General features: G+C 73.5%; 13 protein-coding genes. 4 read left to right on the plus strand and 9 right to left on the minus strand.

Translation table 11 applies throughout. The features are described from left to right. Positions 1-71: 71 nt before the first annotated feature. Positions 72-749 carry a M15 family metallopeptidase gene (locus tag ACFW2G_RS10480; RefSeq protein ID WP_063890592.1) on the minus strand — a complete coding sequence of 226 codons (678 nt, stop codon included), beginning with the start codon at positions 747-749 and terminating at the stop codon, positions 72-74. A 123-nt stretch (positions 750-872) separates the two neighbouring features. Continuing rightward, positions 873-1,415 (minus strand): MarR family winged helix-turn-helix transcriptional regulator, encoded by a 543-nt coding sequence (locus ACFW2G_RS10485; protein ID WP_384455769.1) that lies wholly within the window; start codon positions 1,413-1,415, stop codon positions 873-875. 177 nt (positions 1,416-1,592) lie between these two features. On the opposite strand from ACFW2G_RS10485, the gene ACFW2G_RS10490 reads away from it, so the two are divergent. Beyond that, positions 1,593-2,723, plus strand: a complete 1,131-nt coding sequence (locus ACFW2G_RS10490; RefSeq protein ID WP_384581789.1) for an alkene reductase — start codon at positions 1,593-1,595, stop codon at positions 2,721-2,723. Here the strand turns inward: ACFW2G_RS10490 and ACFW2G_RS10495 are convergent. The 4 genes from ACFW2G_RS10495 to ACFW2G_RS10510 all read right to left on the minus strand — a co-directional run bounded on the left by ACFW2G_RS10495 (position 2,654) and on the right by ACFW2G_RS10510 (position 10,011). Further along, complete coding sequence (locus ACFW2G_RS10495; protein WP_037922441.1) at positions 2,654-3,334, minus strand: isochorismatase family cysteine hydrolase; 681 nt, start codon at positions 3,332-3,334, stop codon at positions 2,654-2,656. The two genes, ACFW2G_RS10490 and ACFW2G_RS10495, sit on opposite strands and share 70 nt — an antisense overlap. A 161-nt stretch (positions 3,335-3,495) precedes the next feature. Next, positions 3,496-6,522, minus strand: coding sequence for an acyltransferase family protein (locus tag ACFW2G_RS10500; protein WP_384581791.1), 3,027 nt, complete (start codon positions 6,520-6,522; stop codon positions 3,496-3,498). A 14-nt stretch (positions 6,523-6,536) separates the two neighbouring features. Next, entirely contained in the window at positions 6,537-8,267 is a 1,731-nt protein-coding gene (locus ACFW2G_RS10505) for a glycosyltransferase family 2 protein (protein WP_384455761.1), read from the minus strand. 238 nt (positions 8,268-8,505) lie between these two features. Next, positions 8,506-10,011 carry a cryptochrome/photolyase family protein gene (locus ACFW2G_RS10510; protein ID WP_384581793.1) on the minus strand — a complete coding sequence of 502 codons (1,506 nt, stop codon included), beginning with the start codon at positions 10,009-10,011 and terminating at the stop codon, positions 8,506-8,508. Positions 10,012-10,189: 178 nt separating this feature from the next. Between ACFW2G_RS10510 and ACFW2G_RS10515 the strand changes: the two genes are divergently transcribed. Genes ACFW2G_RS10515 through ACFW2G_RS10525 form a run of 3 tightly spaced genes read left to right on the plus strand, consistent with a single transcriptional unit; the run spans position 10,190 to position 12,110 of the window. Further along, a complete protein-coding gene (locus ACFW2G_RS10515; RefSeq protein ID WP_384581795.1) occupies positions 10,190-10,558 on the plus strand; it encodes a UBP-type zinc finger domain-containing protein in 369 nt (122 codons plus the stop codon). A gap of 12 nt (positions 10,559-10,570) precedes the next feature. Next, a complete protein-coding gene (locus ACFW2G_RS10520; protein WP_384455752.1) occupies positions 10,571-11,092 on the plus strand; it encodes a DUF427 domain-containing protein in 522 nt (173 codons plus the stop codon). 49 nt (positions 11,093-11,141) lie between these two features. Next, positions 11,142-12,110: a MerR family transcriptional regulator gene (locus ACFW2G_RS10525; protein ID WP_236647660.1), complete on the plus strand. Its 969-nt coding sequence runs from the start codon at positions 11,142-11,144 to the stop codon at positions 12,108-12,110. A 40-nt stretch (positions 12,111-12,150) separates the two neighbouring features. On the opposite strand, the gene ACFW2G_RS10530 is transcribed toward ACFW2G_RS10525, so the two are convergent. Genes ACFW2G_RS10530 through ACFW2G_RS10540 form a run of 3 tightly spaced genes read right to left on the minus strand, consistent with a single transcriptional unit; the run spans position 12,151 to position 13,572 of the window. Next, a complete protein-coding gene (locus ACFW2G_RS10530; protein WP_384455746.1) occupies positions 12,151-12,729 on the minus strand; it encodes a fasciclin domain-containing protein in 579 nt (192 codons plus the stop codon). A gap of 26 nt (positions 12,730-12,755) precedes the next feature. Beyond that, a complete protein-coding gene (locus ACFW2G_RS10535) occupies positions 12,756-13,103 on the minus strand; it encodes a DUF6480 family protein (protein WP_384581797.1) in 348 nt (115 codons plus the stop codon). After that, on the minus strand, positions 13,027-13,572 hold the full coding sequence (locus ACFW2G_RS10540) for a DUF4383 domain-containing protein (RefSeq protein WP_052030705.1): 546 nt from the start codon (positions 13,570-13,572) through the stop codon (positions 13,027-13,029). The genes ACFW2G_RS10535 and ACFW2G_RS10540 overlap by 77 nt, the downstream gene beginning before the upstream one ends. Positions 13,573-13,655: the final 83 nt, after the last annotated feature.

A 13,655-nucleotide genomic window follows, 5' to 3' on the forward strand; every position in this document is an offset into this window, starting at 1 on the left:
CGCGCACACGCCGGAGTCACCCGCGCGGCGGTCCGGCGGTCCGGCGGTCGGGTGGGCCCGGGGCTCGGGGGCTACCCGCCGTTGGCGGAGAAGTGCTGGTAGTCCGGATTGGCCCAGCGGCCGCCCCACTGCCAACCCGCCTCGCGGAAAGCCGCGGAGACGGCGTCGTCCGGGTGGATCTGGCCCGCGCGGGCCGGTGACCGCTGCAGGTGGGGGCGTGCACGGGGCGGATGGACGGTCCCGTTGACGTCGACGTACGGATTCTCGGCGGGGTTGATGTCGACGGCGTCGCCCCAGGCGTGCCGTGACAGGCGCCGGGGGTCACCGGTGACGGGGCGGCAGTTGAAGCCCGACGTGTTGTCGTCGGCCATGGCCTGCTCGTCGTTGCGGTACTCGGCCATCACGCGCATCCGGCGGATCGGGAAGCGCGCCGCGAAGGCCCGCTCGAAGACGTGGAGGAGAGGGGTGACGGCGTTCTCGTGGGCGACCATCTCACCCGCGTGGACGCGGCCGTCGAAGCCCCAGTGGTTCATCCGGATCAGGCGGAGCCGCTCCGGCGGGACCGGGCAGCCTGCCCGGTGGGAAGCGCCCAGTTTCGCCTGCGGTACGGCGGTGACGCGCGAGGCGAATCGGGCGGGAGGGACGGGCGGTCCGGTGGGCAGGACCGGCGGGGCGGCCTGCGTGGAGCAGGCCAGTGCGGCCGCGCACAGGGCGGCCGTCAGGGCCGCGGCCGCTGTGGTGTGGCGCACGGGACAACGCTACGACGCGCGCCGCGGGCGGGCATGCCGGAACCGTCCCGGTGGGAGGTGGGACGTGGGAAGCAGGAGGGCGGCAGCACCCGGCCCTCGGCGGGCGGGTCGGGGGGCCGGCGCTCAGCAGCCGATCGGCCCCTCGCCCGTGCTCGCGCATCCGGCGTCGGCGCCCCGGGCGGCCGCCCCGCACAAGGAAGCCTCCACCTTGCCCAGCAGGCGGCCCAGCTCGGCGCGCTCGGCACCGTCCAGACCGTCCAGGGTCTGGCGCTCCAGCTCGCCCCACGCGCGGCTCACCTCGGCGAGGAGCTCGCAGCTCGCCTCCGTCGCCTCGACCAGGGAGGCGCGCCGGTCGGCCGGGTCGGGGCGGCGCCGTACATGGCCGGACTGTTCGAGGCGCTGGAGCATCTTGGTCACCGTGGACGGGTCGAGCCCGACCGCCTTGATCAGCTCCGACTGGCGCACGGCCCCGTTGTCCCACAAGTGCATCATCAGGAACTCCTGGCCCGGATGCAGTCCCAGGTCCCGCAGTAGGCGGCCCGCGGCGATCCGGTGGAGTCGAGCCACCCGGCTGATCGCGTGACTGACCGGGCCGTCCAGCACGGCGCCCGGCACTGCCGCGCACTGCGCGGGCGCGGGCGTTTCCGGGGCGGCTTCCGGGGTCATGGAACGTTCCTCCTGCGTCGTGTGCGTCGGGGTCCCGATGGTGGGGCGCCGCCCGGACCGTCCTCCGGTGCGTCGATCCTACCTGCCACACCGATTTTACCTTGGCCGGCCAAGTAATAAGGTACGCTGCACCTCGAAGCCATTACTTGGCCGACCAATTATCCTTGTGAGGCGAAAATGACCAGCGCTTTCGACCCGGTCCGCATGGCCGGCAGCACCCTCTCCAACCGGATCGCCCTGGCCCCGATGACCCGCAGCCGCGCAGGCGAGGGCGGTGTGGCCACCCCGCTCGTCGCCGAGTACTACACCCAGCGCGCCTCCGCCGGCCTGATCATCAGCGAGGGCGTCCAGCCCTCCGTCGTCGGACAGGGCTACCCCTTCACTCCCGGCCTCCACAGCACCGAGCAGGTCGAGTCCTGGCGCGCGGTGACCGACTCCGTGCACGCGGCCGGCGGGCGGATCTTCGCCCAGCTGATGCACTCCGGCCGCATCGGCCACCCGTCGCTGCTGCCCGACGGACTCGTGCCCGTGGCCCCGTCCGCCGTCACCCCCGCCGGTCAGCTGTTCACGGCCGAGGGCATGAAGGACTTCGTCACCCCGCACGAGCTGACCGGCGAGGAGGTGCGGGCGACCATCGCCGACTACGCCGAAGCGGCCCGCAATGCCATCGAGGCGGGCTTCGACGGCGTGGAACTGCACGGGGCGAACGGCTACCTGATCCACCAGTTCCTGGCCCCCGGATCGAACCTCCGCACCGACGAGTGGGGTGGCCCGGCCGAGAACCGCATCCGCTTCGCGGTCGAGGTCGTCCAGGCCGTTGCCACCGCGATCGGCGCCGAGCGCACGGCCCTGCGCATCTCGCCGGGGAACCCGTACAACGACATGTCCGAGCCCGACCCGCGGCCCGTCTACGAGGCGCTGGTCAACGAGATCGACGGGCTGGGACTGGCCTACCTCCACGTGCTGGAGTTCGGCCCCGAGGCCCGGGAGACCACCCTCGCGCTGCGCAAGCAGTTCTCCGGCCTCCTCGTGCTGAACCCGGCAACGGAGGGCCCCACCGATCACCGGGCCCTCGCACTGATCGAGGACGGCACCGCCGACGTCGTCGCCTTCGGCGCCCTCTTCCTGGCCAACCCCGACCTGCCGGCCCGCCTGCGCACCGAGGGTCCGTACAACACCCCTGACACTGCCACCTTCTTCGGCGGCGACGCCCGCGGGTACACCGACTACCCGACCCTTCAGGGCGCCCCCGCACCGATCAGTCCCAGCACCTCGGCCGTGCTGCGCACGTCACCGAACGACCGGTAGACCGTGTGCAGGGCGGCGTTGTGGTCCTGATCGCGCCGGGCCGCGTTGGCGTCGGCGACCATCACCACGCGCAGGCCCGTCGTGGCCGCGTCCCGGGCCGAGGACTCGCAGCAGACGTTCGTGAGCGTGCCCGTGATCAGGACGGTGTCCACGCCGCGCTCCGCCAGCAGTTCCGGGAGCGGGCAACGGCCGGGAAAGAAGGCGCTGTAGGCGTTCTTCTCCACCACCGGATCCTGCGCCCGGACATCGAGGGAGGGCCACAGGCGCGAGCGCGGCGGGCCCTCCCCACCGGTGGCCGCGAACCGTTCGCCGGCCACCGGTCCGTAGAACTCGCCGCTCACACCCCCGAGCGGCGCTTCGTTCGCCGGCACGACCCAGGCCACCAGACCCCCGGCCGTACGCAGCGCCGCGGCGATCCGGTTGATGTGCGGCACGATCCCCCGGGCGTAAGGATTGGCTCCGGCGAAGAAGGGCACCATGTCGATCACGACGAGGGCGGTGCAGGCCGGATCGACGCTCTCGTACGCGTGCCTCCTGCCCCGTCGGGCTTCCTGCCGGGCGTACTCCCGGGGTTCGATCCGCCAGTCGTGGAGCGTGGAATCGGTCCGCATGGGTCTCCTGCCGCCTGCCCGCCTGTGACGGCGGGAGACTGCCCCGCCGCCACCACGGGCAAGCCCCTGCGCGCGTCGGCCGCAGTGCCGGCCTCCGCGGCGCCCCCCTTCGGAAGGCGGGTGCTCCGCGCCCACGGCGCGCCCGCAGCGCCGGTGCCCGCTCAACCGCGCCGCTCGCGTACGGAGACGGTCACGTGGTCCACCCGCATCGGATGACCCGGCTGAGTGTCCGGCCCCACGTCCGCACCGTCGGCCTGCGGCAGCTTCCCGCCGACCGCCACGTTGAGGATCAGGAACAGCCCGTGGTCCACGGCCCGCTGCCACGTCGCGGAGTCCATCCGGTCGGCCGTCACCCGGTGGTACACCCGGCCGTCCCGATACCAGCGCACCTCCTGCGCCCCCGGGGCGAGGTCCACCTCCACGGCATACGAGTGAAACGCCGTCCGGCAGTCCGGGCACGGCTGGGGACCCGAGGTCAGGCCCACCGGCTCCTGGCACGGTCCGCCCTCCACGACTCCGCAGTGCAGGGAGCCGAAGACGGTGTCACGCCCGTTCACGGACTCCATGACGTCGATCTCCCCCACGCCCGGCCACCCGGTGTAGCCGTCACGCAGCGGTGCGCCCAGGGTCCAGAAGGCCGGCCAGTAGCCGGCCGCCCCGGGCCCGGTCACGTCCGGCAGGGCGATCGACGCCTCGATCCGCAGCACCCCGCCGGGCGGGGGAGCGAAGTCGGAGCGCCGTGTCTCGATGCGCCCCGACCCCCACGCGCCGCCCTCGCGGGTGGGGACGATTTCGAGCACGCCCTTCCCGTCGAGCCGGACGTTGTCGGTCGAGTCCGTCATGGTCTCCACCTCGCCGGTGCCCCACTGCGGCGCCGGGCAGCCGGGATAGCAGGTGCCCACGTCGTGGATCCAGTCGGCGGCCGACGGCGGGCTGCCCGCCGGTCCGTCGAAGTCGTCCCGCAGGAGCCGCGTCCAGCCGTCCGCGCCCTCTTCCGCGCCCGCCGCTCCGGCCGGGCCCGCCGCGGGCAGTGCCCCGGTCTCGGTGAGCAGCCGCTCCAGTCGGTTCGTCAGGACGACCGCCGCCGCATTGGTCAGGTGCGCGTCGTCCCGGTAGAGCAGGATCCGGTCGAGTACCGCCGGGCAGGTCGGGCCCTCACCCGGGCACAGCACCTCGTTGACGCCGACGCTCCGCACGCCCGGCAGCGCACCGGACGCGATCAGCCGCGCCAGGGGGTCGGGCCGCAGGGCGCCGGTACGCCCGAAGGCGCACGCGGCGGGGGAGTCGGGGTGGCCCGATACGCACGCCGGGACGTCCGTACCCGGGACGGGGGTGTCCTCGATGTAGACGATCGGCACGCCCAGGGCCCGCAGCGGTGCCAGGGTCCTGCTCCAGGCCTCGGCCAGGAGTTTTTCGTCCGCCGTGTACCGGTTGAGCGAGGAGACCACGACGAGGCGGGGCCTGTGCTGCTTCCCCAGCCGCTCCAGGGTGTCCGCCCGCCAGGTGTCGCACTCCCGGTAGACCCGGCCCAGTTGCGGGCTGTCCACCGTCAGGTCCGGCAGCGGGCAGCCCTGCTTGACGAATTCCTGTAGCGCCCAGCCCCGAGAGGCGGCCAGCGCCAGTACCGGCGAGAACCACTGCCCGGCGTGCGAGTCGCCGAGCAGGACGATCCGGTCGGGGCTGTCCACCGCGCCGAACAGGCAGTCCGGGCTGCGTGTCTCGGCCGGTGCGACCTCGCAGGGCCCGTCCGGGGGAAAGTCGGCCCGCGCCTGGACGGGGCTGGGCACCACCGGGCCGTCCACGAGCGGCGTCCCCGCGCTCCGGGCCAGCAGGGCGGGACCCGAGGCGGCGCCCGGAGGCAGGCCCTTCGGATCGACCGGGGTGGCGGGACCCAGCAGGTTCAGGGTCGTGGTGCCCATCACCAGCGCGAGCACGACCGGCAGCACGATGGCCGAGACACCCACCGACAGCCCCCGGCGGGGGAGTTCGGAGACGGTACGGCTGCGCCGCAGCGGCTGCTCGACCCACCGCATCGTGCCCAGGGCGGGCAAGACCGCCGCCAGTGTCAGTGCGGTCTTCGCCGGCCAGCCGAGCGGACCGGTCCGGGTCTCGGCGAGCACGAGCACCGGCCAGTGCCACAGGTACAGGGTGTAGGAGAGCCGCCCGACGGCCCGCGGCGCCCGCCCGGCGAGGAGCCGTCCGACGTCACCGGCACCCGGAGCGTAGCGCTCGCCGCGTCCCGGCACCGCCGCGAGGATCACCGCCGCGGTGGCCAGGGACGGCACGAGCGCCGCCCAGCCCGGGTAGGGGGTGGCGGCGTCGTACGCCACGACGCACCACCCGATCGCCGCGGCTCCGGCCCAGCCGCACACCAGCCGCAGCGGCCGGGGCCCCCGCATCAGGTGCCAGGGCAGCAGGGCGAGCAGTGCGCCCACGCCGAACTGCCAGACGCGTGCGGGCGTGCCCAGGTAGGCGAGGGAGGCCGAGTGCCCCGTCCAGTACAGCGAGAGCACGAAGGACGCGAGGGTCAGCGGGGCGGCGATCAGGACTACCGCGGAGCGCACGGCGCGGCCCCGGCGGACCGCCCGGGCGGCGCCGAGCGCCAGTACGGCCAGCAGCGGGGCCCAGAACAGGTAGAACTGCTCCTCGACGGCGAGGGACCAGAAGTGCAGCAGCGGACTCTGGTCGTGTCCGGCGGCGAGATAGTCCGTCCGCTGCGCCGTGAAGCGCCAGTTGGCGACGGACAGTGCCGCCGCGACGACGTCGTACTCCACATCGGTGCGGCGCAGCGGTACGGTCAGCCAGGCCCCGGCCAGCGCCACCGCGGCCAGCACCACGGCGGCCGCGGGAAGGAGCCGTCGGGCGCGCCGGGAGAAGAAGTCCCCGAGCCGGATCCGGCCCGTGGTGACGGCCTCGCGGACCAGCAGACCGGTGATCAGGTAGCCGGATATGACGAAGAAGACGTCCACGCCCACGAAGCCGCCGGTCGCCCAGGGGATGTCGGCGTGGAAGGCGAGGACGGCGAGGACGGCGACGGCGCGCAGGCCCTCGATGTCGGGCCGGAAGGCGGACCGGTGGGGGCTGGGACCGGACTCGGCGCCGGGGCGGGAGCCCGTCGGCAGCGGGCCGGCCGGAGCGTCGGCGCGTCCCCGGTGCCGGCTACGGTCGGGGGAGAGGAGGAAGGACATGGTGACGGCGCCTTTCAGCTCAGCCAGGGAAGCATCGGGTCGACCCACCCCGACGCCAGCAGGCCGGTGAGCAGGAGGACCGCGGAGGCGGCGACGGTCTCGGGCCAGCGGCGGGGCAGCATCTGGGACGGGGAGCCCGGGCGGGCGCGGAACCCGGCGCGCAACCCGGCGTGGACCCGGGCGCCGACGAGGGCGCGCAGCGAAGTCCCGCTGGCCCGGGCGGGGTTGAGCTCGGCTGCGAGGTCTCGGATCAGCGGGGCGTTGATCTGGAGCTGCACCAGGAGGTAGAGGAGCAGCCCCCAGTTGGGCTCCCAGCCGTTGCGGGCCACCGCCCGTGCGAGCCCGGCGGTCGCCGCTCCGCACGAGAGCACGAGCCACGCTAGCGACACGGCCACCACCCGGCGGGCCATCCCGCCCCGGGAGGCCGCCCCCCGGGCGCCGGTGGGTACCCAGGCGGCGGTGCGGCCGCGCAGCGTGTGCAGGAACGCGGTCGCGGCGGCGACGCTCGTCAGGACGTTCGCCCGGATCACCTCGACCCGCCAGCGGGTCCGGCTGACCCGGGGCAGCAGCACGTGCCACAGCCACAGCGGGGCGAGCAGCGGCAGCACGTGCCAGGGCCGGATGTGGTCCGGGTACCAGAACAGCATCACCAGGGGCGGCAGGGGCGCGGCGAAGGTGTTCACGGCCGTCGTCAGGTAGCCGATGATCCCCTCGTAGAAGCACAGTCGCATGCGCCAGGGAGCCCGCATCCGGCGCAGTACGGGGGTGCCGAGCAGGTGGAGGTTGCCCATGGCCCACCGGTACTGCTGGTTGACGAAGGAGGTGACCCGGTCGGGCGAGGTGCCCTTGGCGACCAGCACCGGTACGTAGAGGGTGCGGAAACCCTTTTCGTGCAGGGCGAGTCCGGTGTACAGGTCCTCGCTGTGGTCGAGCCGGGCGAAGCCGCCGGCCAGGTCGATGGCGGAGCGCCGGTAGACGGCGTTGCTGCCGCAGCAGATGGCGGCGTCGCTGGCGTCCCGGGACGGCTGGATCCAGCGGAAGAACCACTCCTGGGCGGAGCCCGCGGCGCGCTGGATCCAGCTCATGGACCCGTCGGTGTCGAAGCACTGCGGGCTCTGGACGATACCGACGGCGGGGTCGGACAGGTACGGGACGAGATGGCGCAGGAAGTCCGGCCGGGGCGCGAAGTCCGCGTCGAGGATGGCGACGAACTCGGCGGTGCTCAAGGTGAGCGCGTGGTTGAGGTTCCCGGCCTTCTTCAGGTGCCCCCGGTCGGGCCGTACGACGTACTCGTAGCCGTACGAGGCGGCCAGCGCGGCCACTTCGGGACGGTCGGCGTCGTCCAGGACCCACACCGTCAGTGCGTCGGCGGGCCAGTCGACCCCCGCCACCGCGCGGTAGGCGTTGTCCAGGACGGGCAGCGGTTCCCCGCAGGTCGGCAGATACAGGTCGACGCCGGGCAGGACGGCCGGCCGCCAGGCGCGGACGAGCACCTCGTGGGACGGCCGGGTGAGCCGCCGCTGGCGCAGGCTGTTGACGCAGGAGAGCGTCAGTGCCGCGAGGTTGAGGGCGAGGACGGCGAGGAACGCCCAGAGGGCGGGCGTTCGCAGGGCGAAGGCGAACATGGTCGCTGCCGTGAACACGAAGGCGAGCGAGGTGGCGATCAGGACCCAGCGGCGCTGCGGCCCGAAGTACCAGTAGAGCTCCTCGTCGGACGGTGGTTGTGGAAGATGATGGACAGTCACAAAGCCCCCCACGGCTGTGCGCGTACCCGTTTGCGGTGACCCAGCCTAGTGTCAAAGGTATAGACCACTTGCCCGGATCCGGGATGGCGGGCGTAATGAGCCACGGGATTGGCGCGTCTCGAATGGTCCAGACCTCTTGATGATCATTTGACTGGTCGCTCTGGGCCGCTTCGGGAAGTCCCAGGTCACGAGGGGGTGAACAGTCCTGGAACTCCGGTTCGTCCGTGACGAGGAAACCTCACGGCGCGGTGTCACCGCGGTCGCGTTCCTGTCGGAGCAGCTCCGGTAGGTCGCTCAGCCGGTCGAGTCCCCGTACCGGTCCTGCGGTGCGGGCACCCCGGCTCAGCAGGGCCCGGTGCCGGTGGAGGAAGGACCAGTAACCGGCGGTGTAGGGGCAGGCGTCCTCGCCGCTGCGGGAGCCGGGCCGGTAGCGGCACGGCCCGCACAGGTCGCTCATCCGGTCGATGTAGGCGCCGCCCGACGTGTAGGGCTTCGTCGTCATCCGGCCCCCGTCCGCGTACTGCGACATGCCGACCACGTTCGCCAGCATGACCCAGTCGTAGCCGTCGACGAACGAGCGGTGGAACCAGTCGGTGAGCGCGGCCGGGTCCCAGCCCCGCTGGAGCGCGTATCCGCCCAGCACCATCAGCCGCGGAATGTGATGGGTCCACCCGTTGTCCCTGACTTGGCGCAGCACGGTCGACAGGCAGCGTGCGGTCACGGCGTCCGCGTCGAGCGAGAGCCACCACTCGGGCAGCGGGGCGGTGTGCCCCAGGACGTTGGACGAACGGTAGCCCTCGCCGAAGTGCCAGTAGAGGTGCCAGACGTACTCCCGCCACCCGGCGATCTGCCGGACGAAACCCTCGACGGAGTTCAGGGGCGCGGAGCCCGACCGCCAGGCGGCCTCGGCGCGCTCCACGCACTCCGCGGGATCCAGCAGGCCCAGGTTGAGGGAGGAGGACAGCAGGCTGTGGCTCAGCACCGGGTCGGCGGCCAGCATCACGTCCTCGTGGGCGCCGAAGCCGGCCAGCCGGTGGTCGATGAAACGCCGCAGCGCCGTCAGCGCCTCGCGCCGGTCGGCCGGGAAGAGCCGAGGCCCGTCCCGGCCGACGAACGAGACCTCGCCGGCCCGCTCCCACCGGTCGAGGTCCTCCCGGACACCGGCGTCGATGTCGTCCTCACGGGGCCGGTAGGGGGCGGGCGCACCGAGGGTCCGCGCTCCCCGCGGCGGCGGTTCCCGGTTGTCGTGGTCGAGGTTCCACCGCCCGCCGGCCGGCTCGCCCCCGTCCATGAGCAGGTCGTGCTCGCGGCGCACGTGGCGGTAGAAGTTCTCCAGTCGGAGCCCGCCGCCGGAGTGGCCGGCCGCCCACGCCTCGAAATCGTCCCGGCCCACCAGGAAGCCCCGTGCGGGCAGCACGGTCACGTGGCCCAGGGAGTGCACCAGGCCCGCGGCGGCCCGGGAGGTCGGGTGGTACACCGTCACGGGAGAGCGGCCGACGGCCTGGCGCAGGCCCTCTCGGTAGGTGTCGGCCTTGACGTAGACGACCCGGTCCCCCAACTCGGCGGCACGATGACGCATCGCCGAGAGCAGCAGGTGCGCCTTCGCCCGGTGGAACCGGCGCCGCCGGAACACCGCCTGCGATTCGATCATCAGCACGGGGGCGTCGCGAGGGATCCCGCCGTCCCCCGCGGCGGTGAAGGCGGGCCCCAGCTGATCGCCGAAGATCCAGTGTGCGCCGGTCATGTCGCCGCCTTTCCCCAGGTGGTTCGCGTCCTTCCTGCCCTTCCCCGACGACGGGCCCGTCGGACGCACCTTTCGGGTGGTGGGGCGCGGCGCATCCGTTCCTCCCGTTCCGCCCGAAGAGGGGGCGCAGGGGTGTCCGCGAGCAGCGGACGCGGTCCGGTCGCGGAGCGGAGGCTCGATGCAGGGAACCGAGCAGTGGGAGGTCGCGCCCGACGCGGGGCGTCCGCAGGGTCGGGCCTGTGCCCATCGTGACCTGCTGGACGACGTGCGCCCGGTCTCGGACGCACCGTCCGCCGGATGCCAGGGATGCCTGCCGCGCGGGCAGCCCTGGGTGAGACTGAGGCAGTGCGTGACCTGCGGGTACACAGGGTGCTGCGATAGCTCGGCGGGCCGCCACTCCTACGGGCACCACGAGGAGAGCGGGCACCCCGTGGCCGTGTCGCTCGCACCCGACGAGGAATGGGCCTGGTGCTTCACCGACGAGGTCTTCCTCATCCGGACCGGGCGGAACACGGCAGGCCCGCCGGCCGGCGGACCGCGGCACTGACGGGAGATCCTCATGGGAACGAACGGCGCGGACCGGGCCGGGACGGAATCGGTGTGGGACTACCCGCGTCCGCCCCGGATCGAGCCCGACACACGGCACGTGGTGGTGCGGCACGCCGGCGTCGCGCTGGCCGACTCCCGGCGCTGTCTCCGCGTCCTGGAGACCAGCCACCCGCCGGTGTTCTACATCCCGCGGGCCGATGTGCGCATGGACCTCCTCCGGGCCACGGAGCACCTGAGCGTGTGCGAGTGGAAGGGCGCCGCCACCTACTTCGGGCTCGGCCCCGAACTCGCCCGGGAGCCCGACCGGGAGCCCGGACGCGGGACCGTGCCCGACATCGCGTGGAGTTACGAAGCACCGCTCCCGCGGTACGCGCCGATCGCCGGCCACCTCGCCTTCCACGCCGACCGGGTCGAGGCGTGCACTGTGGACGGAGAGCGGGTCCGGGCCCAGCAGGGCGGCTTCTACGGCGGGTGGATCACGGACGAGATCAGGGGCCCCTTCAAGGGCGCGCCCGGGAGCTGGGGCTGGTGAAGGGCCCTGAGGTGATGCCATGACCGGTGAGTCTCCCCACTCTCCCCGAATGACGACCGGAGCCGTCGCGAGGCGTCTGGGAATCTCGCCCACCACGCTCAGGTCCTGGGACCGGCGCTACGGCATGGGGCCGGCGGTCCGCGACGGCGGCCGGCACCGGCGCTGGACCGTCGAGGACATCGCCGTCCTGGAGGACATGTGTCGGCTGACCACGTCGGGAGTGCCGCCGTCCGAGGCCGCCGGTCTGGCGCTGTCCCGGGCCGATCGGTCCCGCCCGGCCGCCGGTGAACCGGCGCCCCCCGCCGACGCGCGCCGCCGCCCGGGCCCGGGACCGGGCGGCGGGCTGCCCCTGGGCGGCATCCGGCAGGAGTTCCGGGGCCTGGCCCGGGCCGCGGTACGGCTGGACGGCCCGGCCATGGACGAGCTGCTGGCCGCGCTGGTGGACGGCCACGGACTCGTGACGGCCTGGGAGGAGGTCATCGCACCGACCCTGCACGCGGTGGGCCGCAAGTGGGAGTCCGCCGGCGACCGCTACATCGAGGTCGAGCACCTCTTGTCCTGGCACGTCTCCACCGCGTTGCGCCAGGTCGTCGGCAACGCCCCGCCGGGCCCCCGGGACGCGGCGCCGGTGCTGATGGCGTGCAGCCCCGGCGAGCAACACTCGCTGCCGCTCGAAGCGCTCGCTGCCGGCCTCGCCGAACGCGCGCTGCCGATGCGCATGCTGGGTGCCGCGGTTCCGGCCGGGGCGCTCATCGCGTCGGTGCGCCGGACGGGCCCCACGGCGGTGGTCCTGTGGTCGCAGTCCAGGGGCACCGGGGACCGCACCCTCGCTCGCCAGGTGGCCGGTACGACCTTCGGGGTCCGCGGCGCCCGCACCCGACCGCTGGTCGTGCTCGCCGGCCCCGGCTGGGGCAACCGGGCCCCCGGCCCCGGCATGATCCGCCCGACCGGTCTGCGCGAGGCGCTGGACGCCCTGTCCCGCCACTGCACGGCAGTGGCGGGCCCGCTCACCGCCTGACGCCGCTCACCGCCTGGCGGGTGTCGCCGAGGCGCGGGGTCTACTGCGGCATCAGTACGGTGTCGACGACGTGGACGGTGGCGTTGGACGTGGCCACGTCGCCGCAGACGATCGCGGCCGTGTCGTTGACCTCGTACGCGTCGCCGCTTCCGGCGGTGGTCAGCGTGCTGCCCTCCAGCGTCTCGAACGATCCGTCCGCCAGGTCGGGCTTGCCGACCGTGGTGCCCACCACGTGATAGGTGAGGATGTCGGTCAGGGCGGCCTTGTCGGCCAGCAGCTTGTCCAGTTCCGCCTTCGGGATCTTCGCGAAGGCCTCGTCGGTCGGCGCGAAGACGGTGATGCCCTCGGCCGTGTCGAGCGTGTCCACGAGGCCGGCCTGCTGCACGGCCGAGGAAAGGGTGGACAGGGCGGGGTTGCCGGCGGCCGCCGCGGCGACCGGCTGACCGGCCATTGCGGCCGGGCTGCCCGGGCCCTCCTTCGGCAGGGAGGCGCAGCCGGGGCCGAAGGGGTCCCCGGCGCTCGCGGCCCAGGCCTGGGGGGCCGTGGCCGCGAGGGACAGCGGCAGGGCGACGGCCGCGGCGGCCGCGGCCACGCGGTGGCGTGTGTGTGAGAGTTTCATGACGTGCTCCTCGACGTGCCGCGGGCTCACCAGCCGGCGGCACGGGCGATGAAGAAGAGGGCGATCAGGAAGGCCCCGACGACGATGAGGACCAGGAACGCCCCGGGGTGCTCCCAGATCCCGCCGTCGCGGCGCTCCTGGTGGGCCGAGGAGATGGACCCTTCGGCCGGGGGAGTCTCCCCGGGGGGTACGCGTGGTATGGACATGACTCCTGCTTTCGGTCGGTATGCCGGGGGGTCCGGCCGGGCCGCGACGCCCGAGCCGGACAACGGCGGCGGTCGGCGGTTCGCGCGGCACCTACCCCCGGCCGGGCCGCGCGGGGACGGACGGGCCCGGCAGGCCGGGGCGGGGACCGTGTGCGGCCGCCGCCTCACGGGCGGCCCGGTCCGGGTGGCGGCGCTGCCAGTAGGGGTTGTCGTGCGGGAGGCCGCCGCTCACGCGCCCGTACATGCCGAACGTCATGATCAGCAGTCCCATCAGGAAGCTGAAGACGACGTTCGACATGCCGAAGTCCAGGACGTTCGCGGGCCGGTCGATCAGGAAGAGGTGGACGAAGCCGCTCAGCACGAACAGCACCCCGACCGTGATATTGACCGAGGAGGCCACGTTGCCCCCGACCACGGCGGCAGCGACCAACAGCAGCCCCACGACGACGGAGACCGTACTGAGCAGGCCGTTGGTGGACAGGCCCGCGACCTGGCGGCCCGCGGTGTCGAAGGCCGACAGGCTGCCCGCGAAGCCGAGGCAGCCGAACACGAGAAGGAGAAGCCCGCACAGGGCCGCCCCGAAACGGTAGAACCGGTTCAGCGGGTGGTCGACGGGCAGTTCGTCACGCAGTCGCACGGAACCCTCCTGGAGAATCACGGTGCACGGATCCCCGAGGCCCCCACCGTCACCCGCCCCGGCGGTCCGGGGCAACTCGCACT

The organism is Streptomyces sp. NPDC058880 (assembly GCF_042742535.1).
GTDB lineage: Bacteria > Actinomycetota > Actinomycetes > Streptomycetales > Streptomycetaceae > Streptomyces.

Bases quoted from the DNA above. Each gene is read 5' to 3' on its own strand.
- ACFW2G_RS10495 (WP_037922441.1), bottom strand. From the start codon at position 3,334: ATGCGGACCGATTCCACGCTCCACGACTGGCGGATCGAACCCCGGGAG.
- ACFW2G_RS10515 (WP_384581795.1), top strand. From the start codon at position 10,190: ATGCAGGGAACCGAGCAGTGGGAGGTCGCGCCCGACGCGGGGCGTCCG.
- ACFW2G_RS10530 (WP_384455746.1), bottom strand. From the start codon at position 12,729: ATGAAACTCTCACACACACGCCACCGCGTGGCCGCGGCCGCCGCGGCC.
- ACFW2G_RS10525 (WP_236647660.1), top strand. From the start codon at position 11,142: ATGACGACCGGAGCCGTCGCGAGGCGTCTGGGAATCTCGCCCACCACG.
- ACFW2G_RS10510 (WP_384581793.1), bottom strand. From the start codon at position 10,011: ATGACCGGCGCACACTGGATCTTCGGCGATCAGCTGGGGCCCGCCTTC.
- ACFW2G_RS10500 (WP_384581791.1), bottom strand. From the start codon at position 6,522: ATGTCCTTCCTCCTCTCCCCCGACCGTAGCCGGCACCGGGGACGCGCC.
- ACFW2G_RS10520 (WP_384455752.1), top strand. From the start codon at position 10,571: ATGGGAACGAACGGCGCGGACCGGGCCGGGACGGAATCGGTGTGGGAC.
- ACFW2G_RS10485 (WP_384455769.1), bottom strand. From the start codon at position 1,415: ATGACCCCGGAAGCCGCCCCGGAAACGCCCGCGCCCGCGCAGTGCGCG.
- ACFW2G_RS10490 (WP_384581789.1), top strand. From the start codon at position 1,593: ATGACCAGCGCTTTCGACCCGGTCCGCATGGCCGGCAGCACCCTCTCC.